26 protein-coding genes are annotated in these 23,276 nt (G+C 61.8%); 14 read left to right on the top strand and 12 right to left on the bottom strand.

The window, feature by feature from the left end; all coding sequences use genetic code 11:
• Positions 1 to 76 precede the first annotated feature (76 nt).
• The 5 genes from CLU93_RS24505 (at position 77) to CLU93_RS24490 (ending at position 3,717) form a co-directional block, all read left to right on the top strand.
• A complete protein-coding gene (locus tag CLU93_RS24505) occupies positions 77 to 982 on the top strand; it encodes an alpha/beta hydrolase (RefSeq protein WP_099763714.1) in 906 nt (301 codons plus the stop codon).
• Positions 979 to 1,488, top strand: coding sequence for a hypothetical protein (locus CLU93_RS24500; RefSeq protein ID WP_099763713.1), 510 nt, complete (start codon positions 979 to 981; stop codon positions 1,486 to 1,488). Before CLU93_RS24505 ends, CLU93_RS24500 begins: the two co-directional genes overlap by 4 nt.
• A 206-nt stretch (positions 1,489 to 1,694) precedes the next feature.
• Positions 1,695 to 1,865, top strand: a complete 171-nt coding sequence (locus CLU93_RS28330) for a hypothetical protein (RefSeq protein WP_180287932.1) — start codon at positions 1,695 to 1,697, stop codon at positions 1,863 to 1,865.
• A 150-nt stretch (positions 1,866 to 2,015) separates the two neighbouring features.
• A complete protein-coding gene (locus CLU93_RS24495; RefSeq protein ID WP_099763712.1) occupies positions 2,016 to 3,257 on the top strand; it encodes a hypothetical protein in 1,242 nt (413 codons plus the stop codon).
• A 217-nt stretch (positions 3,258 to 3,474) separates the two neighbouring features.
• The gene (locus CLU93_RS24490) at positions 3,475 to 3,717 is read left to right on the top strand and encodes a hypothetical protein (protein ID WP_143451805.1); all 243 of its coding nucleotides are present in this window, start codon (positions 3,475 to 3,477) and stop codon (positions 3,715 to 3,717) included.
• A 247-nt stretch (positions 3,718 to 3,964) separates the two neighbouring features.
• On the opposite strand, the gene CLU93_RS24485 is transcribed toward CLU93_RS24490, so the two are convergent.
• Together CLU93_RS24485 and fusA are read right to left on the bottom strand one after the other, a co-directional pair.
• Complete coding sequence (locus CLU93_RS24485; RefSeq protein WP_099763710.1) at positions 3,965 to 4,495, bottom strand: SRPBCC family protein; 531 nt, start codon at positions 4,493 to 4,495, stop codon at positions 3,965 to 3,967.
• A 188-nt stretch (positions 4,496 to 4,683) separates the two neighbouring features.
• Complete coding sequence (fusA, locus tag CLU93_RS24480) at positions 4,684 to 6,792, bottom strand: elongation factor G (RefSeq protein WP_099763709.1); 2,109 nt, start codon at positions 6,790 to 6,792, stop codon at positions 4,684 to 4,686.
• A gap of 371 nt (positions 6,793 to 7,163) precedes the next feature.
• Here fusA and CLU93_RS24475 point away from each other — a divergent pair, with 371 nt between their 5' ends.
• Positions 7,164 to 8,198 carry a phospholipase A gene (locus CLU93_RS24475; RefSeq protein WP_243420234.1) on the top strand — a complete coding sequence of 345 codons (1,035 nt, stop codon included), beginning with the start codon at positions 7,164 to 7,166 and terminating at the stop codon, positions 8,196 to 8,198.
• Positions 8,199 to 8,263: 65 nt separating this feature from the next.
• Here the strand turns inward: CLU93_RS24475 and CLU93_RS24470 are convergent, their stop codons facing one another.
• The 7 genes from CLU93_RS24470 to CLU93_RS24440 all read right to left on the bottom strand — a co-directional run bounded on the left by CLU93_RS24470 (position 8,264) and on the right by CLU93_RS24440 (position 12,778).
• On the bottom strand, positions 8,264 to 8,461 hold the full coding sequence (locus CLU93_RS24470; protein ID WP_096235523.1) for a hypothetical protein: 198 nt from the start codon (positions 8,459 to 8,461) through the stop codon (positions 8,264 to 8,266).
• Between the two features lie 163 nt (positions 8,462 to 8,624).
• Positions 8,625 to 8,873, bottom strand: coding sequence for a hypothetical protein (locus tag CLU93_RS24465; RefSeq protein ID WP_096235524.1), 249 nt, complete (start codon positions 8,871 to 8,873; stop codon positions 8,625 to 8,627).
• A 100-nt stretch (positions 8,874 to 8,973) separates the two neighbouring features.
• Entirely contained in the window at positions 8,974 to 9,897 is a 924-nt protein-coding gene (locus CLU93_RS24460) for a methyltransferase domain-containing protein (RefSeq protein ID WP_099763707.1), read from the bottom strand.
• A gap of 267 nt (positions 9,898 to 10,164) precedes the next feature.
• A complete protein-coding gene (locus CLU93_RS24455; protein WP_099763706.1) occupies positions 10,165 to 10,815 on the bottom strand; it encodes an ankyrin repeat domain-containing protein in 651 nt (216 codons plus the stop codon).
• Between the two features lie 16 nt (positions 10,816 to 10,831).
• The gene (locus tag CLU93_RS24450) at positions 10,832 to 11,611 is read right to left on the bottom strand and encodes a TatD family hydrolase (protein ID WP_071077254.1); all 780 of its coding nucleotides are present in this window, start codon (positions 11,609 to 11,611) and stop codon (positions 10,832 to 10,834) included.
• Between the two features lie 90 nt (positions 11,612 to 11,701).
• Complete coding sequence (locus tag CLU93_RS24445) at positions 11,702 to 12,334, bottom strand: carbonic anhydrase (RefSeq protein WP_096235528.1); 633 nt, start codon at positions 12,332 to 12,334, stop codon at positions 11,702 to 11,704.
• Positions 12,335 to 12,391: 57 nt separating this feature from the next.
• Positions 12,392 to 12,778, bottom strand: a complete 387-nt coding sequence (locus CLU93_RS24440; RefSeq protein ID WP_099763705.1) for a VOC family protein — start codon at positions 12,776 to 12,778, stop codon at positions 12,392 to 12,394.
• 154 nt (positions 12,779 to 12,932) lie between these two features.
• Here CLU93_RS24440 and CLU93_RS24435 point away from each other — a divergent pair, with 154 nt between their 5' ends.
• Positions 12,933 to 13,304, top strand: a complete 372-nt coding sequence (locus tag CLU93_RS24435; protein ID WP_099763704.1) for a hypothetical protein — start codon at positions 12,933 to 12,935, stop codon at positions 13,302 to 13,304.
• Positions 13,305 to 13,374: 70 nt separating this feature from the next.
• On the opposite strand, the gene CLU93_RS24430 is transcribed toward CLU93_RS24435, so the two are convergent.
• Genes CLU93_RS24430 through mltG form a run of 3 tightly spaced genes read right to left on the bottom strand, consistent with a single transcriptional unit; the run spans position 13,375 to position 16,101 of the window.
• The gene (locus tag CLU93_RS24430) at positions 13,375 to 14,403 is read right to left on the bottom strand and encodes a DNA polymerase III subunit delta' (protein WP_099763703.1); all 1,029 of its coding nucleotides are present in this window, start codon (positions 14,401 to 14,403) and stop codon (positions 13,375 to 13,377) included.
• A gap of 17 nt (positions 14,404 to 14,420) precedes the next feature.
• On the bottom strand, positions 14,421 to 15,062 hold the full coding sequence (tmk, locus tag CLU93_RS24425) for a dTMP kinase (RefSeq protein WP_099763702.1): 642 nt from the start codon (positions 15,060 to 15,062) through the stop codon (positions 14,421 to 14,423).
• A gap of 52 nt (positions 15,063 to 15,114) precedes the next feature.
• A complete protein-coding gene (mltG, locus tag CLU93_RS24420) occupies positions 15,115 to 16,101 on the bottom strand; it encodes an endolytic transglycosylase MltG (RefSeq protein ID WP_099763701.1) in 987 nt (328 codons plus the stop codon).
• A 176-nt stretch (positions 16,102 to 16,277) separates the two neighbouring features.
• On the opposite strand from mltG, the gene ygfZ reads away from it, so the two are divergent.
• From ygfZ to CLU93_RS24385, 7 genes are all read left to right on the top strand, one after another.
• Entirely contained in the window at positions 16,278 to 17,393 is a 1,116-nt protein-coding gene (gene ygfZ, locus CLU93_RS24415) for a CAF17-like 4Fe-4S cluster assembly/insertion protein YgfZ (RefSeq protein WP_099763700.1), read from the top strand.
• A gap of 7 nt (positions 17,394 to 17,400) precedes the next feature.
• Complete coding sequence (locus CLU93_RS24410; RefSeq protein WP_071077248.1) at positions 17,401 to 17,691, top strand: DUF4936 family protein; 291 nt, start codon at positions 17,401 to 17,403, stop codon at positions 17,689 to 17,691.
• Positions 17,682 to 18,419, top strand: coding sequence for an NRDE family protein (locus CLU93_RS24405; protein WP_099763699.1), 738 nt, complete (start codon positions 17,682 to 17,684; stop codon positions 18,417 to 18,419). The genes CLU93_RS24410 and CLU93_RS24405 overlap by 10 nt, the downstream gene beginning before the upstream one ends.
• 317 nt (positions 18,420 to 18,736) lie before the next feature.
• Positions 18,737 to 19,744, top strand: a complete 1,008-nt coding sequence (locus tag CLU93_RS24400; RefSeq protein WP_099763698.1) for a LacI family DNA-binding transcriptional regulator — start codon at positions 18,737 to 18,739, stop codon at positions 19,742 to 19,744.
• Positions 19,745 to 19,774: 30 nt separating this feature from the next.
• Complete coding sequence (gene xylB / locus CLU93_RS24395) at positions 19,775 to 21,259, top strand: xylulokinase (protein ID WP_218968396.1); 1,485 nt, start codon at positions 19,775 to 19,777, stop codon at positions 21,257 to 21,259.
• 2 nt (positions 21,260 to 21,261) lie between these two features.
• Complete coding sequence (gene tal / locus CLU93_RS24390; RefSeq protein ID WP_099763696.1) at positions 21,262 to 22,209, top strand: transaldolase; 948 nt, start codon at positions 21,262 to 21,264, stop codon at positions 22,207 to 22,209.
• A gap of 56 nt (positions 22,210 to 22,265) precedes the next feature.
• Positions 22,266 to 23,201: an ABC transporter substrate-binding protein gene (locus tag CLU93_RS24385; protein WP_099763695.1), complete on the top strand. Its 936-nt coding sequence runs from the start codon at positions 22,266 to 22,268 to the stop codon at positions 23,199 to 23,201.
• Positions 23,202 to 23,276 lie beyond the last annotated feature (75 nt).

The following is a 23,276-nucleotide window of genomic DNA, read 5'->3' as shown; positions in this document are numbered from 1 at the left end:
AACAGCGTGCCGCTTGATCCCGGCGTCCACGCGGCCCTATGCTAAAGTGTTGCTCTCTTCTCAAGCGAAACCAACGATGCCCACGTCCCTGCCATCCTCCCTGATCGCCACCGCCCTGCTCGCCTGCGTCCACGGCGCCGTCGCCGCCCCCATGAGCCTGGACGACTACCTGGCCCTGAACGGCCCCGCCCCCACGGCGCAGATCGCCTATGGCCCCGCGCCGTCGCAATACGCGCAACTGTTCCGGCCCGAGGGCAGCGGACCGTTTCCCGTCGTCGTGCTGGTGCATGGCGGCTGCTGGACGGTGGCCTTTGGCGGCATCAAGCAGATGCGCAGCGTGGCCGGCGCCCTGGTGGCGCAAGGCATCGCCGTATGGAATGTCGAGTACCGGCGCGTCGACGAGCCGGGCGGCGGCTATCCGGGCACGTATGAAGACATGCACGCGGCGCTGGACAGCCTGCAGCAGCACGCGCCCGAATACCAGCTGGACGTGAAGCGCATCGTCGCCATCGGCCATTCGGCCGGCGGCCAGCTGGTGCAATGGATCGCCGGCAGGGACCAACTGCCGAAGAGCAGCCCCCTGTACCGCGACACCTTCCTGCCAATCAAGAATATCCTCAGCCTGGGCGGCCTGGCCGACCTGCGCCATGAAAAGGACTTGATCAAGAGCAGTTGCGAGCGCGACATCGCGCAACTGGCAGGCAGCGCCAGCACTGAGCGTCCCGACATCTACAGCGACACCAACGCCGCCGACCTGATGCCCAACGGCAGCCGCACCGTGCTGGCCACGGGCGAACTCGACACCATCTCCCCGCCCAGAGTCGCGCATGACTATGCGGCCAAAGCCAAGCTGGCCGGCGACCATGCAGAAGTGCTGATCTTGCCCGGCGCCAGCCACTATGACGAGATTGCGGCCACGTCGAATGCGTGGCCGATGATCTTGCCGGTGATCAAACAGATGCTGGCAATGGAGGCGAAATGAAGCGCGCCCTCGCCTTCACCCTGCTTGCCACCTGCTCCGCCCTGGCGTTCGCCGCCGATACCCACTCGCTCGAAAGCGGCTTGCTGCATGCCATGCAGCTCAAAAAGGGCACGACCGAGCGCACGGGCACGTCCGGCCAGGCCATCCGCGCCTACCAGCACGCGGGCCTGGTCAGCAAGACGCCGCGCCAGCGCGCCGACTACACCGACTACTACCTGCTGGACAAGCCAGTGCCGTTCATGGGCCACGAACTGGTGCTGATCGAAGAAGAATACATCGACAAATACATAGGCTGCTGCGTCAGCCCCGGCGTCGGGATCACGCTGAAAGTCCATGGCAGCCTCAAGAATCTGCAACAGTTCGCCCGCGCCAGCCGCTGCACCCTGACCGATCATGTCGATTTTGCACAGGCACTGCGCGAAGTGGCGATCAAGAACAAGGTGCCCAAGGCGCACTATGCGTCCCTGAGCTGCCGCGAGCGCGATGCCGAGCGCGATGAGTCGTGACGCCAGAAGCGGCCAGTCACGTTAACGTGACAATGCGTGACAATGCGTGACTTTTCTCGCTCACTAATTCGTTATGCTCAATGCCGCAGTCGGCCACTACCGTCCAAACGAGGTCGTTGCCAAATTCTCGCGCCTGGAGTGGTACACCTTCGGCAGCAGTGTGTATTGAAATAGTGGCGATTCAGATCGCATCATTGAGGGTACATATGAAAAAAACATTTCCACAGTTCGTCAGCCTTGGTTTGGGCGTTGCGACTGGAGCATTGCTTTACACGCGCTTCCTTGGGGAAGCTCATGAGTTCGATTGGGGGCGTGCTGCCTTTGTCGGTATATTTTGCGCAACGATAGCTTTTATCTGGCCATCAAGAAAGAATTAAGTTCGAACTTCACTTCGCTCGATAGCGTATCAATACGCTTCAGGGCAGAACCAGCCAAGGACGGCAAGCGGCCAGGAGCCGACGTTCCTGGCTAGCGACAGTTCACACTGTCGACTCTCTCACTGACCACCCTGACCGGCCCACACTACTATGCTCTTCCGTCTCGCCTTCCTTGCCGCCACCCTGACGCTCGGCTTTGCCGGTTCGGCCGTCGCCGATACCGCCGTCCTTGAAAAACTCACCGCTGGCCGGCTCGCTATCACCGTTGACAAAGGCACGTTATCGGGACCCGGTGCGGCACTGCTGCTGCAAGCTTCGCGCCAGGCGCAGTACGTCCTCCTCGGCGAGAATCACGGTGTCGCCGAGATTGCCCAGTTTTCATCCGCCTACTTCAATGCCTTGCCCCCTGCCGGCTTCACGACGTTGGTCACTGAAAATGGTCCAGCCGTGACGGGCGCGCTCGAAGCGATGCTCAAGGGCGCCGACGCGGTTGCGGCCATCGGCAGATTCGACGCCACCTATCCGGACTCCATTGCTTTCTACACCATGCGCCAGGAAGCAGAGATGCTCGCCGGCTTTGCCCGGGCCGCAGGACCGCGCTTCGAGCACTGGGGCATCGATCAGGAATTCATCGGTGCGGCCAAATACCTGATCACCCTGATGCTGGCCCAGCCGGTTAATCCGGCCGCCCGCGCGAAGCTGGAAGCGTTGCGTCAAATGGAAGCTGTCGCTTCTCAAAAGGCGGCAGCCACCGGCAATCCCTTCGAGTACTTCATACTGTCGGCCTCAACCGAGGACCTGACCTCGTTGCGCCCACTACTTGCCAGCCCCAAAGAGCACACCGCGCGAGGCCTGCTCGATGCATTGCTGGCCACCCGCGCCATCTATCAGAAAAGCGCCTCGAAAGTGCCCGGCGATCGCGCCCTATCGAACCGCCTGCGTTTGACGCTGTTAAAGCGGACCCTGGAAACCCGGCTCGGCATGCAAGAGCAAAAGCTGCTGGTCAAGGTCGGCGCCAATCACGCATACAAGGGTATTAATCCACTCAACAATCGTGACATTGGCAACTTTCTGGCTGAACGCGCCGAAGGCCAGGGCCATACCTCGCTGCACCTGATCGTGCTGGCGGCGAAGGGGACGCAACTGAGATTCGCGGGAGCTGGCAAGCCATATCAGCCGGCACCAGTCGAACTTGACAGCCCGGCCTTCAAACTGCTGGCCAGTGCAGGCGCCACCGACGGCAGTTGGTCTCTGTTTGATCTGCGGTCACTGCGGCCAGACTCGCGCAAACTGGCGGGGGGCGACATTGAAATGTTCAACCTGATTAACGGCTACGACTTCGCCCTGCTTATCCCCGAAGGCAGCGCTTCTGCGCAGCTCGTGACACCGTAGAAGGGGTGGAGGGCATTTTAATAATTATAATTATGCAATTAAAACTGATTCCCCGCTGCGAAACGGCCACGCGTGCATGGAAATGCGGCCCTTTCGCTCAAGGGCGGCGCCAGCCTGGAGTGAGAATCAGTGCGTTTTACAGTTAGGCAAACCGCTATCCTGCACGCCCTTGGCCGGGTTCGGCCAACTGCGGACGTTCGATTTAAAGGAGAAATGCATGGACGAGTCCACTCAATTTAGCTTGCTACTGTCGAAATTGCATGAGGCGTTGTCTAGCGAAGTTTTTCGAACATGCGAAAGCTTGAATGGACATGGCGAATGGGAGATGGCTTTGGATCATTGTGTCTACCATCTGGCTAAAGTGCCACTTGCTACAAAGATGGAACTGATGGCTTGCGCTCAGGGCTTTGGATCATCGGGGACTGTGTTGGCGGAGATTGAAAAGCTTCCATGCAGCTAGCCCATAGTTGTTTTCTCGGACGTCCGCTTCGGGGCGAAAGCAGACGTCCCTCAACCGCCAACTGGCAACGATAGCAAGAACAGGCCCGCGCCTCAAACAAGGGTTCCCCGGGCCCAGCGGGCCTGAAAAATGGCCAGGGCAAGGCGCGCGGGCGAAGACAGTACGGTTAGTACGGCGAGCCCAAGCAACGCAGCCATGGCCATTTTCTCAGGCCCGCGGCTCCGGCCCGCCGTTCAAAACAATACAATCACTGAACACGCGCCAGGTACTGGGCCAGCTGGCCAAACGTCGCCTTGAACCCCTGCTTCATCGACTCATGCCCTTCTAGGAAAGTCTCATGCTGCTCATCCGTCGCCTTGTGCGGCGTCGACCGTAACGTCATCGTCGTCTTGCCGTTTTCCTCGGTCAGGGTCATGGTATTGAACGATTCCAGCGGCCAGGTGGCGCTGACGGGGTGCTGCACGGCATTGCCTTGCTGGTCGGCGAATGACAGGATCGAGACGATCTTTTCCGGCGCTTCGATCTGCTGGTAGGTGAACTTGCCCCACATTTCGTAGCCATTGTCGGCGCGCATGCCGTAGTGGAAAACGCCGCCCGGCTGCAAGTCCAGCGCCAGCACGCTCAATTCAAAGCCGACTGGCCCCCACCACTGGGCCAGGCGCTCCGGCTCCACCCACGACTGGAATACCAGTTCGCGCGGCGCGTCGAAGGTTTGCGTGATGACAAAGTCGCTGCTGTCGCGGTGCTGTCCTTCCTGCTTCTGTTCTGTGGTGGCCATGCTCTCTCCTGTGTTGGTGGACTGGCAGTGAATGTAACAGTGGCACCGAAAATGGGAAAGCCCTGTACGCCAGCCATTGAGCGTAGGTCGGGTTAGCGCGCAGCGCGTAAGCCGACAACATTGTTGCCACAGCCGGTGGTGGTGTCGGATTACGCGCTTGCGCGCCTCGGCGGCCCCGCTAATCCGACCTACCTCGCTTTGCCCGCCGCCGCCACCTGGTCGAGGATATGCTTGGGCACGGCCGCATAGTGCTTGAATTCCATCGTGTAGGTGGCGCGGCCCTGGGTCAGCGAACGCAGCGTTGTCGAGTAACCGAACATTTCCGCCAGCGGCACCAGCGCCTTGACGATGCGCCCCGCGCCGCCGGGGATGTCGTCGACACCTTGCACCATGCCGCGCCGGGCCGTCAAGTCGCCCATGACGTTGCCCATGAACTCTTCCGGCGTTTCCGCCTCCACCTGCATCATCGGTTCGAGCAGCACGGGCGACGCTTTGCGCATGCCCTCCTTGAAGGCGATGGAGCCGGCCATGCGGAACGCGTTTTCATTCGAATCGACGTCGTGGTAGGAACCGAACGTCAAGGTAGCCTTCACGTCGACGACCGGGTAGCCGGCCAGTACGCCGGCCTTTAACGTTTCAGCGATGCCCTTGTCGACGGCGGGAATGAATTCGCGCGGCACCACGCCACCCTTGATGGCGTCGACGAACTGGTAGCCGGTACCTGGCGGCAAGGGTTCGAGTTTCAGCACCACGTGGCCGTACTGGCCCCGTCCGCCCGACTGCTTGACGAACTTGCCCTCGATATCGTCCACCGTGCGCGTGATGGTTTCGCGGTACGCCACCTGCGGCTTGCCGACATTGGCTTCCACGCCGAATTCGCGCCGCATGCGGTCGACCAAAATTTCCAGGTGCAATTCGCCCATGCCCGACATGATGGTCTGGCCCGATTCCTCGTCCGTATGCACCCTGAACGACGGATCTTCCTGCGCCAGCCGGTTCAGGGCGATGCCCATCTTTTCCTGATCGGGCTTGGTCTTCGGTTCGACCGCCTGGGAAATCACCGGTTCCGGGAAAATCATCTTTTCCAGCACGATGATGTGGTCGATGGCGCACAGGGTGTCGCCCGTGGTCACGGCTTTCAGGCCCACGGCGGCGGCGATGTCGCCCGCATACACTTCCTTGATTTCCTTGCGCTCGTTCGCATGCATCTGCAAGATGCGCCCCAGCCGTTCGCGCGCGCTCTTGGTGGGGTTGTAGACCATGTCGCCCGAGTTCACCACGCCCGAATACACGCGGAAGAAGGTTAGCTGCCCCACGAACGGGTCCGTCATGATCTTGAAGGCCAGCGCGGCAAAGTACTCGTCGTCGGTCGGATGGCGTTCCACCTCGTTGTCGTGCTCGTCGTGTCCCATGATGGGTGGCACTTCCATCGGCGACGGCAGGTATTCGATGACGGCGTCCAGCATCGCCTGCACGCCCTTGTTCTTGAAGGCGCTGCCGCACAGCATGGGCACGATCTCGTTGCGGATGGTGCGCGCGCGCAAGGCGTGCTTGAGTTCCGCTTCCGTGAACGTGTCGCCATTCAGGTAGCGTTCCGTCATCTCGGTGGTGGCTTCGGCCGCGTGCTCGACCATGTTGTCGTGCCATTCCTGCGCCTGTTCCCGTAGTTCGGCGGGAATCTCGCCATAGCTGAACTGTACGCCCTGGCTGGCGTCGTCCCAGGTGATGGCGCGCATTTTCAACAGGTCGATCACGCCCGTGAAATGCTCTTCGGCACCGATGGGTAGCTGGATGGGCACGGCCACGCCTTTCAGACGCTCGCCGATCTGCTTGCGCACGCGCAGGAAATCGGCGCCCACCCGGTCCATCTTGTTGATGAAGGCGATGCGCGGCACGTGGTATTTATTGGCTTGCCGCCAGACGGTTTCCGATTGCGGCTGCACGCCGCCAACGGCATCGTAGACCATCACGGCGCCGTCGAGCACGCGCATCGAGCGTTCGACTTCAATCGTGAAATCCACGTGGCCGGGCGTGTCGATGATGTTGATGCGGTGTTCGGGGAAGTTGCCGGCCATGCCTTTCCAGAACGCCGTGGTGGCGGCCGAGGTGATGGTGATGCCCCGTTCCTGCTCCTGCTCCATCCAGTCCATGGTGGCGGCGCCATTGTGCACTTCGCCGATCTTGTGATTCACCCCGGTGTAGAAAAGGATGCGCTCGGTGGTGGTGGTCTTGCCGGCGTCGATATGGGCGCTGATGCCGATGTTTCGGTAGCGCTCGATAGGTGTTTTGCGGGTCATCACAATCTCCATGGCTTACCCCGGCACGACCGGGTTTGCGTCGGTTTTTCAGTGTAGCAGACATCGATTTGGAGGGCGTCCAGTGACCCGTTTTTACCGTGCGCGCAACACTCACACTAACGCGCACGCGCGCTGCACAGGACAAACAAGAGTTTCGGCTATACTTTCAACTTTATTAATCCAGTAAAGATTAATCAAAATCAACACGCACCGTAAATTTTCGTGCAAGGCGACGCCGCCGGCATGCCAGCCCAGGTGCGCACCGAATGACATGCCCCACTCAGCCTATGACTATCCGACTAAGAAAAATAATTCTCTCCTCCCTGCTGGCGTCGCCAGCTCTGGCCATGGCCGGCGAACTGGAACAGCAAATGCAACGTTGCGCCGTGCTCGGTGACGCCAGCGCCCGTCTGGGCTGCTTCGACACCCTGGCCAAGGCGGCGGAAAAGGCCACCATCGCCGCCGGTGGCGATCCCGCCGCAGCGGCAGTGACCCTGGCAGCGGCCGCCGAGGTCGCCCCCCTCACGCTTGTCAGCCCGCCTGGCGTGGCCACGCCGGACGCCGTCAACGCCGCCATTCCCGCCATCGCCCAGGCTGGCGCGGCGCCGCCGGAAGCACCGATTTCGCGCACGCAGCAATCGTGGGAACTCAACGATGCCTCGAAGCGCGGCCTGTTCAACTTCCGCCCGCACCGCGACACCTATCTGCTGCTGGCCAACTACAGCGACGCCTCGAACGACGAGCCGTTCCAGGATTTCACGCCAGGCGGCGTCAAGAGCCAGCACGTGGAATTGACCTTCCAGCTGAGCTTCAAGATGAAGTTGCTGGAAGACATCGCCGGCACGCCCATCGACATGTGGTTCGGCTACACGCAGCAAAGCTTCTGGCAGGCGTATAACCGCAAGGCTTCGAGCCCCTTCCGCGAGACCAACTATCAGCCGGAATTGATGCTGGTCTTGCCGATCAACAAGAACTTTGCCGGCGTGGAATTCAATTACCTGAATTTCGGCGTGGTGCACCAGTCGAATGGCCAGACCTCGACCCTGTCGCGCAGCTGGAACCGCGTGTATGCCGAGCTGGGCGTGGAAAAAGACAACCTGGCCGTCACGACGCGCGTCTGGCACCGCCTCGACAATGGCAAGTCCGACAATGACAATATCGACATCACCGATTACATGGGACATGGCGACTTGCGCGTGAGCTACCGCAATAAGGGTCACGAGTATGCCGTGACGGCCCGCCGCAATTTCAGCAAGAAACATGGTTCCATGCAGGCGAGCTGGGCTTTCCCATTGAAAGCCAACCTGAAAGGCTATCTGCAACTGTTTTCCGGCTATGGCCAGAGCTTGATCGACTACAACTATTCGCAGAAATCGATCGGCGCCGGTTTCATGGTCGACCTGTAAGCAGCACAGTGAGAGAAATGAAAATGGCGCCAAGGGCGCCATTTTTTATTGTTGGGAAGTAAATTTCAACGCCGGCCGCCGCCCAGCACGCGGGCCGGCAGCATGACGATGGCGCGCAGCAGTTCGAACACGCCTTCCACGCCGATGCCGATCAGGCGCAATGGCAGCAACAGCAGCCAGGCCAGCGGATACAGCACGAGCGCCAGCAAGGCCAGGGGCCAGCACACCAGCAAGAGCAGCAACCACAGCACAAATCCCAGCATCGCGTTCCCCTCGAATAAAATGTGCGGAGCAAGCCGTGCTTGCCCCGCTACCGTGACAGCACTATAGTCAAGCGCCGCCACGGCGGCAACGACCATGCGATGAACTGCACCATGCGGGGATGGACTGGATAAAAACGGGGATGAGCGGTAGTTGGCGCGCAGCTTACTGGCCGACGCAAATCACTTTCGTGATGTACTCATGCGCATTCGGCTTCTTGCTGCCGGCCCATTTGATGGCCTGGTTGGCCTCTTCGATGGTCAGGATGGAGGCCTTTTCCTTCGACTTGATGAAGGACACGCCTTCAAACACGCCTTCCTTGCTGCGCATTACCTTGGCAAACACGGGCGGCTTGGTCTCGCCATCGCTGATTTTGTTCTGTTGCACGAGGTAACGCTGATCGATCTGTTCCATGATAATAAAGCTGTCCAGTGGGTAAAAGACGGAATATACCCTGAATGGACAAACGCCGCAGGACGAAATCGCTGCGGCGTTGCCTTTACATCAATGAAATTCAGGCGTAGACGGCGTTCTGTACTACTGGCTGCAAGTTGACATCGTAGATCACCTGGGCGCGGATCGACGCTTCCAGCGAGGGGATCGAACCGCCCGCGCGGTACTGGAAACTCACTTGCAGCACGTCGCCCGCCTTCACGGCCACCGGCGCGGCCAGCGGCAGACACATGTAGTGGTTCAGCCAGTCGATGGTGGTCGAGCGCTCGGGCACCACGGCCAGGATGTTCTTGGTGACGAAGCGCAAGGCGTTCAGGGTGCCGCTGCGCTCAACGACAAACTTGCCGTCGAAACCGAATACGCTGTCCGTCGGCTGGCTGAAGTCGATGATGCTGTACACGGCAGGCGGCGCCAGTTCCTGCACGCCCGGGTGGATGGCCGCGGTTTCCTGGAATTGCACGATGGGCGCGTAAAAGCCCTCGAAGTCATATTCCTGCTGCATCGGCTGCACGGCCATGATGACGGCTTCGGGCAGGAAGATGGGCAGCGGACCGCCGAAACGGGCCAGGTAGCGGCGCTTGAACGATTCGATCACTTCCACCTGCTTTTCGCGTAGCATGCCCACATGGATCATTTCGCAAATGACCACATCGACGGGCTCGGGCGGCAGGAATTCAAAGGCGTCCGCGTGCACGACTTCGACTTTTTCCCCGTTGGGATTGAGCGCCAGCATCTTGCGCGCTTCCTTGACCATGTCCGGATTGAATTCCACGCACCAGACCTTGTCGGCGCGCGCGGCCGCAAACCACGACAGCACGCCCGTGCCGCCGCCCAGTTCCAGCACCTTCATGCCAGGCTTCACCGCGTAATCGATCGCCGACTTGAACCCGTGCATGCGGTTCTGGTCCATCAACATATTGTGATGGTAATGGACGGGGATAAATTGCCCCAGGTAACAACTCTCGATTTCTCGTTCATTCAGCATGTCTGTCCTCTTGGAGTCTGGCTCCGATGGCTGATCGGTTTTGTCATTCCAGAAAGCAGTGATATCGCACGGGCTGCGCGCGGGGCGGCGACAAACCAGCCGGCGCCTGACGTTGATGTGATGGCCCATGCGACGATCTCCTGATTAATGCGACACAATCATTATCGTTAATCGGCAGGGAGAACAAAGGGCTGAGGTGAGAGGCAATTCCATGCCAGTTTCAGCGCTGGCATGGAAAATATTGCTGGAAAGATTACTTACATGTCCTTATTTACGTCCAGCGCGCGCCTTCTGTGCCGCTTCGATGATGGCCACCACGCCGGGCTTGTCGCCCGCCTGCGCGAACTGCGCGGCCGTCCAGCCATGATCGCTTTTCAGGCTGGCGTCCGCGCCCCAGGACAGCAGCAGCTTGACGGCGCCCTCCTGCCCTTCGCGGGCGGCGAACATCAGCGGCGTGACGCTGGCCGGCGCGCGCGCATCGACCACGGCGTCGCGCTCCAGAAAAATCTTCATGATGGGCAAGTCGCCGGCCGAGGCCGCATAGTGCAGCGCCGTCCAGCCGCTCTGGTTGACCTTGGCGCCCTTGGCCAGCAAGGCGTTCACGGCGTCCTGCTTGTGCTTGTAGGCGGCCATCATCAGCGCCGTGTTGCCATTGGCCGAGCGCGCTTCGAGGTCGATGCCGGGCGCGTCGAGCAGCAACTTGAACACTTTGTCCGCATCGTCGCGCAGGGCCAGCACGAGGGGAATGTCGCCGCGCTGCGTATCAGGCTGGTTCGGGTTCATGCCGTCCGCCAGCATGCTGCGCACGCCGCTGGCGTTGTTGACGGAGACGGCACGGAAGAAGCTGTCCGGATCCGGCGCCGCATGACTGGCGGTGGCGCAGCACAGCAGCATCGCCAGCGCGAGTTTTTTCATCATGTTTTACCTTAAGAAATTATGGCAACTGATTGAATAGCTTGAAGAAATTATCCGTCGTCTGCTGCGCCACCTGGGCCAGCGGGATGCCTTTCAGGGTCGACAGGTACTCCGCAACGTGGGCCACGTAGCCCGGTTCGTTCATGCGGCCGCGGAACGGCACGGGCGCCAGATACGGCGAGTCCGTCTCGATCAGGATGCGCTCGAGCGGTACTTCCAGCGCCACGGCTTGCAAATCCTTCGCGCTTTTGAACGTGACGATGCCGGAAAAGGAAATGTAGAAACCCATGTCGATGGCGGCGCGCGCCACTTCCAGGGATTCCGTAAAGCAATGCATGACGCCGGCCACGCCGCCGTCGGATACGCCCGCGCCCTCTTCGCGCATGATGCGGATGGTGTCTTCACTGGCCGCTCTGGTGTGAATAATCAAGGGCTTGCGCGTGATTCTTGACGCCTTGATGTGCGTGCGAAAACGCTCGCGCTGCCATTCGAGGTCGCCCGTCAGGCGGAAATAGTCGAGGCCCGTCTCGCCGATGGCGATGATCTTCGGGTGGTCGGCCAGGCGCACCAGGTCTTCCACGGACGGTTCAGGCGTGTCTTCGTAGTCGGGATGCACGCCGACGGAAGCGAAAATGTGCGGATACTGCTCGGCCAAAGCCAGCACCTGCGGGAAGTCCGGCAAGTCGACGGACACGCACAGCGCGTGCGTCACCTTGTTCTCGGCCATCTTGGCGAGAATCTCGGGCATGCGAGCGGCCAGCTCGGGGAAATTGATATGGCAATGGGAATCGATATACATAAGGCGGGATTGTACCGGAGGGAGCAAAAACTGGCAGGGGAAGCGCTGGGCGCAGCCCCCTGCCGTGGCGGTGCGGATGCTCGCAGCCGATTACAGCTGCGAGGCCGGGTGTTCCGCCAGCGGAACGAAATTGCCGGTCGACTCGTCGAGCGCGTCGAGGGAGCCGTTCTCGATGTCGTACACCCAGCCGTGCAGGGTCAGCCGGTTCTGCGCCATGGCCAGCGCCACCGAGGGATGGGTACGCAGGTTATTCAGTTGCGCCACCACGTTGGCGCGTACCATGCCGTCGATGCGCGACTGTTCCGTCGGATGCTCGATCGACTCGTTGATCATGCGCGCTGCGTCGGCATGGTGCAGCCAGCTGCGCACGGCCGGCATGTGGTCGAGGCAGGCGCAGGTGGCGATCGCCTTCATCGCACCGCAATCGGAATGGCCGCAAATGACGATATCGCTCACGTTCAGGGCGGACACGGCAAATTCCACCGTGGCGCTGACGCCGCCCGGTTCCGGGCCGTACGAGGGCACGATGTTGCCCGCGTTGCGGATCACGAAGAGTTCGCCTGGCTCGCGCTGCGTCACCAGTTCCGGCACCATGCGGCTGTCCGAGCAGGAAATGAACAGGGCCTTCGGGGTTTGTCCCGTGGCCAGGGTCTTGAATAACTCGCGGCGCGCGGGAAAAACCTCTTTTTGGAAGCGTAGAAATCCAGCAATAATGTCGCGCATAAATAAATAGAATGGTTGGCAGAGCCGATATTATCGCTGATCTGGCGCCTGTCTGGCCTATTGCCCCTCGGGCGGCTGCCACAGCTCCACCTTGTTGCCCTCGGGATCGATGACCCAGCCGAACCGGCCATATTCCGACTCGGGCGCCTTCTCCAGCACCGTGCAGCCTTCGTCGCGCAAGGCTTGCAGCAGCGCGTCGAGGTCGTCGACCCGGTAATTGACCATGAAGGCAGCCTTGCCGGGCGCGAACTGCCCGCTGTCCGCTGATGCCACGGACCAGATGGTGGTACCGCCCGTGGGCTGGCCATCGGCATCCGTCCAGCTGAAGGCGGCCCCGCCCCACGGCTGCACGTCCAGGCCCAGGTGGCGCTGGTACCAGGCGCGCAGCGCGGCCGGGTCTTGCGCGTGGAAGAAGATGCCGCCGATGCCAGTGACCCGTTTCATGCCCGCCTCCGTTGCTGTCCAGTGCATTGACTGTAACACCGGGTTTCGGGCGTGGCAAACGGACATGGCGCCCTGGTCAAAAAAATTATCAAGATGTATAGTGAGCGGCCGGTGCGCAGCCATGGGGTTGTGCGCGGAAACGTGGAGAGTGTTCATGCTGAAAGTTGCCGGCCCTTTGATACTGCTGGCCTGCCTGGCCCTGACAGCGCCTGCGCATGCGCAAGTACAGGTGCAAAACAAGCGCGACGCGCCGAAGGCCATCCCCGAGGCGGGCTTGTGCGCACCTGTGTGCGCGTCGGCACGCCAGGATTGTCGCGCGCAAGTGCAAGGCGCGACGGAAAACGACACCAGCCCCATCTTGTCGATGAAACCCAGCAGCAATCCCTACGTTGCCGCCGGCAGGAATGTCAACGCGCAAGCGGAGCAGCTGCGCCCGACAGAAGCCCAGGCCTTCCGTGCCCGGCGCGCCGAACGCCAGCAAGCGTGTGAAGTACGCTACCGCAGTTGCACGCGCGCCTGCGGCTGAGTCACTCCAATCGCCAAGCGCGCCAAGCACCAAACAATCTGGATGAACTTGGCAATGCAAGTGCTTGATTCTATTGGCAACTTGATGCGTAATCGAGCAGCATATCTTCCAGAAACAGCTTGGGCGACAAAGGATGCTCGGCGATCGCCCGGCGCTCGTTGGCGGCCTTGATGGCGGCCATCAAACGGCTGACGTTGATGCGTCCTGCCAAGGCTTCCAGCTCGCGCCGGTGGCGCGGGTAGTAGCGGATGGTGCCGGACAACTTGACGGAAAACACGTCGTACAGCCAGCGCTGCAAGGATGCCACCAGCGGCGCCAACGGGGCCTTCTGCAATTTGTCCGCCGCCTTCAACGCCGCTTCCACGCCGGGATTGGCCAGCACTTGCAGCAACTGCTCCGTTTCTTCGCGGCCACCCGATTCGGACTGGGCCAGCGCGGCCAGCGGCGCGCCGCCCTGCTCGCGCAGCCAGCTGTCCGCATCGTTCAAGCCCTGGGCCTTGAGCCAGGTCAAGGCCTGTTCGTGGCTGGGCATAGGCAAGGCAAATTTCCTGCAGCGTGACAATATCGTCGGCAGCAATCGGTCCAGGCTGTTCGATGCCAGCAGGAACACGGTGCCCGGCGGCGGTTCTTCCAGGGTTTTCAGCAAGGCGTTCGAGGCCGGCGTGTTCAATGCCTCGGCCGGGTACAGCACCACCACGCGCAAGCCCTGGCGGTGCGTGGAAATGTTCATGAAGTCGGCCAGGTTGCGGATCTGCTCGATCTTGATATCTTTCGACGGCGTCTTGGTCTTGGCGCTTTTCTTCGCGCCCTCGCCCTCTTCGCCATCGTCGGCTACCTCGTCTTCCAGCGCTTCCGGACGGACGCGGCGGTAATCGGGATGGTTGCCCTGGCTAAACCAGCCGCACGAGGCGCAGGCGCCGCAGGCATGGCCGTCGGCGCGCACGTCCTCGCACAGCAAGGCTTGCGCAAAATGCTCGATGAAGTCGGCCTTGCCGATGCCTTGCGCGCCATGGAACAAAATGGCGTGCGGCATACGCGGGCGCAAGGCTTGCAATTGCTGCCAGGCGTCCTGCTGCCAGGGATAGAGAGAACTGATCATTCTTTATTTCTATAAAATCATACGGTTGCAACGCTTTGCTCAAGCAAAACATCAAGCAGTTGCGCAAGCTGCACTTGAATATCGGCAATGCTTTGCGTGGCATCGATGATGCGGAAGCGTTCCGGGAACTGGGCCGCGCGGCGCAGGTACTCGTTGCGCGTGGCGGCAAAGAAGTCCGATCGCTCCTGCTCGAACTTGTCGAGCTCACGCGTGGCGTCCAGGCGGGCTCTGGCCACGGCCAGCGGCACGTCGAACAAGAACGTCAGGTCCGGCTGCAGGTGCGGGTGCACCCACGCTTCCAAAGCTTCCATCTTGCGCAAGTCCATGCCACGCCCGCCGCCCTGGTAGGCGAAGCTGGCATCGGTGAAACGGTCGGAAATGACCCACTCGCCACGCTCGAGCGCCGGCGCGATGACTTGCGCAATATGTTCGCGGCGGCTGGCGAACATCAGCAAGGCTTCCGTTTCCAGGTGCATCTTTTCATGCAGCAGCAGTTCGCGCAGCTTTTCACCCAGGCTGGTGCCGCCCGGCTCGCGCGATGATACGAGGGCCACGCCCTTTTGCCGCAGATAGTCGGTCACAAAGCCTATATGCGTCGACTTGCCCGCGCCATCGATGCCTTCGAAGGTGATGAAGCGGGGTTGATGGTGTTGTGTCATGAAACTTCTTACTTAATCAGATGAAATTAGCAGATGAAATTAGCAGGTGAAATTACCGCTGGTACTGATTCACGGCGCGGTTATGGTCGGGCAAGTTGGCCGAGAACTGGCTGGTGCCGTCACCGCGCGCGACGAAATACAGCGCTTGCGTGCGGGCCGGCGCCAGCGCCGCCGTCAGCGATTGCGCGCCAGCGAGGGCGATCGGCGTGGGCGGCAAGCCGCCGCGCGTGTAGGTATTGTACGGGGTGTCCGCTTCCAGGTCGCGTTTGCGGATCTTGCCCTGGTAGTTGTCGCCCATGCCATAGATCACGGTCGGGTCCGTCTGCAGCAGCATGCCGGTCTTGAGGCGGTTGACGAAGACGCCGGCGATCATGGCCCGTTCGGACTTTTGCCCCGTTTCCTTTTCCACGATGGACGCCATGATCAGGGCCTCGTACGGGTTTTTATACGGCAGTGCCGGATCGCGCTTGTCCCACGCTTCGGACAGGCGGCCGATCATGGCCGTGTGCGCCTGCTTGAAAATCTGCATTTCGCTGGCGCCCTTGGCGAACAGATAGGTATCCGGGAAGAACAGGCCTTCCGGCTGCACAAACTCGGGGCTGATTTTCGCCATCAGCTCCTTGTCGGACAAGCCCACGGTATCGTGCTTGAGGCCCGGATGGCTGGCCATGGCCATGCGCATCTGCTTGAAAGTCCAGCCTTCGATGATGGTCAGCGACTCTTGCGCGAATTCACCGCGTGCCAGCTGCGTGATCAGACGCTGCGGCGTCGTGCCCGGTTTCAGCTCGTAGGAACCGGCCTTGATCTTCGACGTCTTGCCTTCGACGCGCGCCAGCAGGTTGAACAGGATGGGCACGATGGGCACGCCCGCGTCCGCGATCTGCTGGCCGGCCGCATGCGCGCCGCTGCCCGGCGTGATCGTAAACGGGATCGCCTCGCCTTCCGTGGTGATGGGCTGCTGCGCCCAGTACACAAAAGTACCACCGACGCCGATGGCGGCGATGACCGAACTGACTACAAGTTTTTTAAAGAAAGCCATTGTTCCGATTCTTGTGATGCGCCCGCTGGCGAGCAGCGCGCGCTTGTTATGATCGTTCATTTGTGAAGCAAGTGCGTGCAAAGCGGCGCCAACACTGGCAATTTTGCCGCTGCCGACGCGATCTGCGCGACATCACTATAATGAACCCGTAATGATAATGCTTAATCGCTGATCTAATGGAAATTATGAATAACTGGAATCAATTTTTAACTGCACAAGGCGCCCGCCCCGCTGCCATCGATGGCGCGCCTGACGGCACCGCCCCTATCGCCGCCGCCCTTATCCATGATTTTGGCCAGTCCCTGACAGTGTCCCAGCTGCAAGAAGGTTTTGTCGCGGCCATCACGGACCAGGGCTTGATCGGCCTGAACGGCGACGAGGCAGCCAGTTTCCTGCACGGCCAGCTGACCAACGATGTGGAACACCTGGACCAGCAGCAAGTGCGCCTGGCCGGCTACTGCACGCCGAAAGGCCGCTTGCTGGCCAGTTTCCTGATGTGGCGCAACGCCACCACGATCTATCTGCAATTGCCGCGCGCCATACAACCGGCCATCCAGAAGCGCTTGCAGATGTTCGTGCTGCGCGCCAAGGCCAAGCTGCACGATGCGTCCTGTGATGAGGCCAATCAAGTCATCCTGGGCCTCGGCGGCAAGCAAGCCAGCGCCGCCCTGGCCGCCTGGTTCCCCACCCTGCCCGCCACGCCGTTCAGCAAGGTCGACCATGCGCTGGGCACGCTGCTGCGCGTAGCCGATGCCTTTGGCAGCGCCCGCTATGAATGGCTGACGTCGGCCGCCACGGCGCGCGACGTGTGGACGCAACTGGCGCAACAGCTGGCGCAAGGCGGAACGGATGCCTGGCAGTTGTCGGACATCCACGCGGGCATCCCGCAGATCACGGCCGCCACGCAAGAGCAATTCGTGCCGCAAATGGTCAACTTCGAGCTGCTGGGCGGCGTCAATTTCAAGAAAGGCTGCTATCCGGGCCAGGAAATCGTCGCGCGCAGCCAGTATCTGGGCAAGCTCAAGCGCCGCACCACCCTCGTCACCATCGCTGACGCAGCGGCAGTGGCCGGTGGCGAACTGTACACCGTCAGCGACCCCGAGCAGCCTTGCGGCATGCTCGTCAACGCCGCGCCCAATGGCGTAGGCGGCATCGACGCCCTCGTTGAAATGAAACTGGGGGCGATAGCGGAAGGTTCAAGCGCCGCTGGCGCCGTGCGCTACGGCTCGGCCCAGGGCGCCGCCGTGCAATTCCTGCCCATGCCTTACGTGCTCGACGCACTCGATTTGTGAGAATGCCATGAAAGATTTGTACATTTACTATCAGGTAAAGGAAGAGCACGCCCAGGCGCTGGAAGCGCGCGTGCGTGCCTTGCAAGCGAAACTGGCGGCCGCCTCTGGCGTAGCGCCGCAACTGAAGCGCCGCCCGGAAGTCAAGGATGGCTTGCAGACGTGGATGGAAATCTATCCCGTCGTCGGCGAAGGTTTTGCCGAACTGCTGGCCGCTGCCGCCGACGAGGCGGGCTTGCTGTCATTGACGGCCGGCGCGCGGCATACGGAAGTGTTCATGGATTTACCTCCATGTGCCTGATCGTTTTTGCCTGGAAAGTCAATCCGCACATCCCGCTGATTGCCGCCGCCAACCGCGACGAATTCTATGAACGCGCCAGCGCCCCCGCCGGTGCCTGGCCCGAACACCCGCAAGTGTATGCGGGCCGCGACCTGCAGGCGGGCGGCAGCTGGATGGGCATCACGCAGGCCGGCAGCGGCAGCTCGCGCTTTGCCGCCATCACCAACATCCGCAGCCCGCAAGACCGCAACCCGGACGCCCCCTCGCGCGGCGCCCTGGTGGCCGACTATCTGGCCGGCAATATGTCGCCGCAAGACTACATCGCGCAAATCCGCCCCGGCTGCAAAGCCTACAACGGTTTTAATCTGGTGCTGGGCGACGCGCAGACGCTGATCTGGTTTTCCAACCGCGGCGACGGCGACGCGCGCAATGGCCAGCCTCTGGAACCGGGCATCTACGGCTTGTCGAACGCCCTGCTGGACGCGCCGTGGCCGAAAGTCCTGAAGACCAAGGCCCAGTTCGCCAGCCTGCTGTGCCAGGGCGCGCCCGACGATGCGTATTTCGACATGCTGGCCGACACCACGCGCGCACCCGACTTCCGCTTGCCGGACACGGGCGTGCCGCTCGACCTCGAGCGCGTGCTGTCCGCCGTCTGCATCGAAACGCCGGGCTACGGCACGCGCACGTCCACCGTCGTCAAACTGTTCCCGGACTCGCCCGGCGAACTGCATGAGCTGGTGATTCAGTAGGTCGGGGTAGGTCGGGTAGGTCGGGTTAGCGCGCAAGCGCGTAACCCGACAACACCACCACACTCAACCGACATCACCGCCCCCCCCTACAACCAACATCACCACCGTCCCCGATGTCGGATTACGCGCGCCTCTGGCGCGCTAATCCGACCTACGCAAGCTTCCCCTCTCTTCATCGAAAAGCCACTCGGCAGGCGTCCGCACAAAAAAGAAAGCGCTTGCGCAAGCGCTTTCTTTTGTTTACGATAGATTCAAACGCGGCGACACAGCCGCACACTATCGCAGCACATAATAATAAAAAACTATCAGGAGACACCATGGCCACCATGGAAGATGTAGCGCGGGCGGCGGACGTATCGCTGTCGACCGTTTCGCACGTACTCAACGGCACCCGCAAGGTCAGCCCGAAAACCGTCGCCGCCGTCAACGCGGCCATGCAGCAGATCGGCTATGTGCCCAACATGCTGGCGCGTGCGCTGGCCGGCTCGTCTTCGGGTACCATCGGCGTGGCCATTTCCGCCTTCACCAATCACTATTTCAGCGAAACCGTGCGCGCCATCGAGGCGGCTTGCACGCGCCACGGCTTGATGATGCTGTTTTCCGATACGCATGACGATCCCGCGCAGGAACTCAAAGTGGTGCAGAACTTGCACCAGCGCCGCGTCGACGGCATCGTGCTGGCGCCCTCGGGCGATCCGCACAACTGCGCCCTCGCCTATTTAAACAGCAACAAGATCGCTTCCGTGCTGGTCGACCGCATGTCGCCGCAACCGTTCGACCAGGTGGGCGTGGAAAACACCGAGGCGACGGCGCAGCTGGTGCACCACTTGATCGCGACGCACGGCCACCGCCGCATCGGCTTCATCGCGGGCGCGCCCGGCCTGTCCACGACGCACGAGCGTATCGACGGCTACCGCCTGGCCTTGCAGCGCGCCGATATCGTCTTTGATCCCGAACTGCTGCGCTCGGGCGACTCGAATCTCGAGCGCAGCGGCGCGGCCACGCGCGAACTGCTGGCCCTGCCACCTGGGCAGCGTCCGACCGCCATCGTGGCCGGCAATAACCTGATGACCATCGGCACCATGCATGCCTTGCGCGACGCGCACATTGCTGTACCGCAAGATGTGGCGCTGGCCGGCTTCGATGATTTCGACTGGGCCGATTACTTCAGCCCCCGCCTGACCGTGATGGCCCAGCCGCTCGAAGAGCTGGGCGCCATGGCCGTCGACCTCTTGATCGACCGTATCGCCAATCCGGGCCGTGTCCAGCACGTACAACGCTTGTCGCCGACCTTGCGCGTGCGCAACTCCTGCGGCTGCCCCTGACTTTTCACTTTAAACAATATGCATCCAGCGATTTCCCTCGGTATCGACCTCGGTACCTCCGAACTGAAAACCGTGCTGATGGACAGCACTGGCACCGTGCGCGGCCAGGCGTCCGTGCGCCTGGACGTGAGCCGCCCGCAGCCGGGCTGGTCCGAACAGTCGCCGCAAGACTGGTGGGCCGCCTGCGTCAACGCGCTGGGCCAGCTGCGCGCCGCCTGGCCGCAAGACTATGCGCAGATCGCCTGCATCGGCCTGTCGGGCCAGATGCATGGCGCCGTGCTGCTCGATAGTAACGACAACGTGATCCGTCCCGCCATCCTGTGGAACGATGCGCGCGCCGAAGCGGAAGCGGCCAGCCTGGCGCGCGACTATCCAGCGTATGCGGACGTGACGGGCAGCCTGCCCATGGCGGGCCTGACTGCACCGAAGCTGCTGTGGCTGCAAAAGCACGAGCCGGATGCCTTTGCCGCCATCGCCTGCCTGCTGTCGCCGAAAGACTATCTGCGCCTGCGCTTGACGGGCATCAAACTGACGGATATGTCCGACGCGGCCGGCACCCTGTGGCTGGACGAGGCCCAGCGCGCCTGGTTCGCTCCCATGCTGGCCGCTTGCGGTTTGCGTGCCGAACAGATGCCGGCGTTGGCCGAAGGCGATGCGGCCACGGGCACCGTGCTGGCCGCCATCGCCGACCAGCTGGGCTTGCCCGCAAACGTGGTGGTGGCCGGTGGCGGCGGCGACAATCCCGTCTCGGCCGTGGGCATCGGCGCCGTCAATGGCGGCGACAGTTTTATTTCGCTGGGCACCAGCGCCGCCATCGTTTCCGTCACAGAAGAACCGTTGGGCAACCCGGCCGGCGGCGTGCACAGCTTTTGCCACGCCCTGCCCGGCCGCTGGTATGCGATGGGCGCGATTTTATCCGGCGCCAGCTGTCTGCGCTGGGCCACGGGCGTGCTGGGCCAACCCGACGAGGCAGCCCTGCTGGCGCTGGTGGAAAGCGCCCTGCCGCTCGACGCGCCCATCGCACCATCCGCACCGCTGTTCCTGCCCTACCTGTCGGGCGAGCGCACGCCGCATAACGACCCGCAAGTGCGCGGCGCCTTCTTGCAGCTGGGCCATGACAGCACGCCGGCGCAGCTGGGCTACGCCGTGCTCGAAGGCGTGGCCTTTGCCTTGCGCGACGCCATGGCGGCAGTCACCTCGACGGGCGCCTTGGTTCCCCACTGCATGCTGGTGGGTGGCGGCGCGCGCAGCCAGTACTGGGCGCAGCTGCTGGCCAATGTGCTGGGACGCGAGATGCGCACCCTGCACAACAGTGAACTGTCGGCCAGCCTGGGCGCGGCCAAGCTGGGCTTTGCCGCCATCGGCGACACCAGCCTGCTGGCGCAGGGTTTGCCGATCAAAAATACTTTCCTGCCCGATGCCGCGCACAGCGCAGCCTTGAGCATCCGTTACGGCCGCTACCGTAGCCTGTTTCCCGCCGTGCAAGCCTTGCACCAACTCAGTGATAAGGAATAGTAATGAATCAGTTGCAACAATTAAAACAGCACAGCACCGTCGTCGCCGACACGGGCGACTTCTTGCAACTGGCGCGTTTCGCGCCGCAAGACGCCACCACCAACCCGTCGCTGATCCTGAAGGCCGTGCTGCAGCCCGATTACGCGCCCTTGCTGGAAAGCACAGTTGCCGCGCATAAAACCGCCTCGCTGGACGACATCGTCGACCAGGTGCTGGTGCGTTTCGGCCTGGAGATATTGAAAGTCGTGCCGGGCCGCGTCTCGACGGAAGTCGATGCCCGTTTGAGCTTTGACCGCGCCGCTACCGTGGCCCGGGCACGCCGTCTGATCGCCTTGTACGAGCAGGCTGGCGTAAAACGCGAGCGCGTGCTGATCAAGATCGCCGCCACCTGGGAAGGCATCCAGGCGGCGCGCGAACTGGAATCCGATGGCATCTTTTGCAACCTGACCCTGCTGTTCGCATTTTGCCAGGCCGTCGCCTGCGCCGATGCGAAAGTACGGCTGATTTCGCCATTCGTGGGCCGCATCTACGACTGGCATAAAAAATCGCTGGGCGCGGCATGGGACGAAGCGGCGCGCAGCTTGTCCAACGATCCAGGCGTGCAATCGGTCACGCGCATCTTTAATTACTACAAGCAACATGGCATCGCCACGCAAGTGATGGGCGCCAGCTTCCGCAACGTGGGCCAGATCACGGCCTTGTCCGGCTGCGACTTGCTGACCATCAGCCCGGACTTGCTGGCCAAGCTGGAAGCGCTAGACGCGCCATTCGAGCGCGCGCTGGGCGGCGACCTGGGCGCGGCGCAGCCGGCCATCACGTATGACGAAGCGGCCTTCCGCTACGCCCTGAACGACGATGCGATGGCGACAGAGAAACTGGCCGAAGGCATACGCGGCTTTGCCGTCGATGCGGGCAAGCTGGACGCCATGATTGAAAAGTTAAGAACTTAATAGTTTTTCACCCGTAGCACCGTTTGTTTTTACAATAAAAACCCTTGGAGATCCTCATGAAAAAAGTCATTACCGCCACCCTGCTGCTGTCCGCCGCCTGCGGCGCCTTTGCCGCCGACAAGCCATTGAAATCGATCGGCGTGAGCGTCGGCGACCTGGCCAACCCGTTCTTCGTGGCGATTGGCCGCGGCGCGGAAGAAAGCGCGAAAAAGCTCGGTGGCCCTGGCGTGAAAGTCACCACGGTGTCGAGCAAGTATGACCTGAACACCCAGGTGGACCAGATCGAGAACTTCATTGCCAACAAGACCGACATCATCATCCTGAACGCCGTCGATTCCAAGGGCATCGCACCGGCCATCAAGAAAGCGCGCAACGCGGGCGTGGTCGTGATCGCTGTCGACGTGGGCGCCGTGGGCGCTTCGGCCACGGTGATGTCCGACAACACCATGGCCGGCGACGTGTCGTGCGCCTACCTGGCCAAGCAGATCGGCGGCAAGGGCAATGTGGTGATCCTCAACGGCCCACCGGTCACGTCCGTGATCGACCGTGTCAACGGCTGCAAGAAAACCCTGGCCGCCTTCAAGGATATCAAGATCCTGTCCGACAACCAGAACGCGGGCGGCAGCCGCGACGGCGGCATGACCGTGATGTCGAACTTGCTGACGGCCTATCCGAAGATCGATGGCGTGTTCGCCATCAATGACCCGACGGGCATCGGCGCCGAACTGGCGATCAAGCAATCGAAGCGCACGGACGTCAAACTGATCACGGCCGTCGACGGCGCGCCCGACGGCCAGAACGCCCTGAAAAACAAGGCCGGCCTGTTTGCCGCCACCTCGGCGCAAAACCCGTACCGCATGGCCACCGACGCCGTGCAAATGGGCTACGACATCATGAACGGCCGCACGCCGAAACAGACCATGGTGCTGTTGCCGACCCCGGCCATCACCAAGGAAAACGTCGCCACCTACACGGGCTGGGTAAAGAACTGATCTGCCTGACCTGAACCACGTGGCGCCGCCTGCCCGCAAGCCGGCGGCGCCAGTTTCACCAGCAAGGAAGGACAG

The organism is Janthinobacterium sp. 35 (assembly GCF_002754575.1).
Classification (GTDB): domain Bacteria; phylum Pseudomonadota; class Gammaproteobacteria; order Burkholderiales; family Burkholderiaceae_D; genus Janthinobacterium; species Janthinobacterium tructae.
This window is presented reverse-complemented; position numbering and strand designations above follow the sequence as displayed.

Bases quoted from the DNA above. Each gene is read 5' to 3' on its own strand.
- CLU93_RS24385 (WP_099763695.1), top strand. From the start codon at position 22,266: ATGAAAAAAGTCATTACCGCCACCCTGCTGCTGTCCGCCGCCTGCGGC.
- CLU93_RS24445 (WP_096235528.1), bottom strand. From the start codon at position 12,334: ATGCGCGACATTATTGCTGGATTTCTACGCTTCCAAAAAGAGGTTTTT.
- CLU93_RS24470 (WP_096235523.1), bottom strand. From the start codon at position 8,461: ATGCTGGGATTTGTGCTGTGGTTGCTGCTCTTGCTGGTGTGCTGGCCC.
- tal (WP_099763696.1), top strand. From the start codon at position 21,262: ATGAATCAGTTGCAACAATTAAAACAGCACAGCACCGTCGTCGCCGAC.
- mltG (WP_099763701.1), bottom strand. From the start codon at position 16,101: ATGGCTTTCTTTAAAAAACTTGTAGTCAGTTCGGTCATCGCCGCCATC.
- CLU93_RS24495 (WP_099763712.1), top strand. From the start codon at position 2,016: ATGCTCTTCCGTCTCGCCTTCCTTGCCGCCACCCTGACGCTCGGCTTT.
- CLU93_RS24450 (WP_071077254.1), bottom strand. From the start codon at position 11,611: ATGTATATCGATTCCCATTGCCATATCAATTTCCCCGAGCTGGCCGCT.
- CLU93_RS24435 (WP_099763704.1), top strand. From the start codon at position 12,933: ATGCTGAAAGTTGCCGGCCCTTTGATACTGCTGGCCTGCCTGGCCCTG.
- CLU93_RS24440 (WP_099763705.1), bottom strand. From the start codon at position 12,778: ATGAAACGGGTCACTGGCATCGGCGGCATCTTCTTCCACGCGCAAGAC.
- CLU93_RS24500 (WP_099763713.1), top strand. From the start codon at position 979: ATGAAGCGCGCCCTCGCCTTCACCCTGCTTGCCACCTGCTCCGCCCTG.
- CLU93_RS24485 (WP_099763710.1), bottom strand. From the start codon at position 4,495: ATGGCCACCACAGAACAGAAGCAGGAAGGACAGCACCGCGACAGCAGC.
- CLU93_RS24490 (WP_143451805.1), top strand. From the start codon at position 3,475: ATGGACGAGTCCACTCAATTTAGCTTGCTACTGTCGAAATTGCATGAG.
- CLU93_RS24460 (WP_099763707.1), bottom strand. From the start codon at position 9,897: ATGCTGAATGAACGAGAAATCGAGAGTTGTTACCTGGGGCAATTTATC.
- fusA (WP_099763709.1), bottom strand. From the start codon at position 6,792: ATGACCCGCAAAACACCTATCGAGCGCTACCGAAACATCGGCATCAGC.
- ygfZ (WP_099763700.1), top strand. From the start codon at position 16,278: ATGGAAATTATGAATAACTGGAATCAATTTTTAACTGCACAAGGCGCC.
- CLU93_RS24405 (WP_099763699.1), top strand. From the start codon at position 17,682: ATGTGCCTGATCGTTTTTGCCTGGAAAGTCAATCCGCACATCCCGCTG.
- CLU93_RS24430 (WP_099763703.1), bottom strand. From the start codon at position 14,403: ATGATCAGTTCTCTCTATCCCTGGCAGCAGGACGCCTGGCAGCAATTG.
- tmk (WP_099763702.1), bottom strand. From the start codon at position 15,062: ATGACACAACACCATCAACCCCGCTTCATCACCTTCGAAGGCATCGAT.
- CLU93_RS24410 (WP_071077248.1), top strand. From the start codon at position 17,401: ATGAAAGATTTGTACATTTACTATCAGGTAAAGGAAGAGCACGCCCAG.
- CLU93_RS24475 (WP_243420234.1), top strand. From the start codon at position 7,164: ATGCAACGTTGCGCCGTGCTCGGTGACGCCAGCGCCCGTCTGGGCTGC.
- CLU93_RS24505 (WP_099763714.1), top strand. From the start codon at position 77: ATGCCCACGTCCCTGCCATCCTCCCTGATCGCCACCGCCCTGCTCGCC.
- CLU93_RS24465 (WP_096235524.1), bottom strand. From the start codon at position 8,873: ATGGAACAGATCGATCAGCGTTACCTCGTGCAACAGAACAAAATCAGC.
- CLU93_RS24400 (WP_099763698.1), top strand. From the start codon at position 18,737: ATGGCCACCATGGAAGATGTAGCGCGGGCGGCGGACGTATCGCTGTCG.
- CLU93_RS28330 (WP_180287932.1), top strand. From the start codon at position 1,695: ATGAAAAAAACATTTCCACAGTTCGTCAGCCTTGGTTTGGGCGTTGCG.
- CLU93_RS24455 (WP_099763706.1), bottom strand. From the start codon at position 10,815: ATGATGAAAAAACTCGCGCTGGCGATGCTGCTGTGCTGCGCCACCGCC.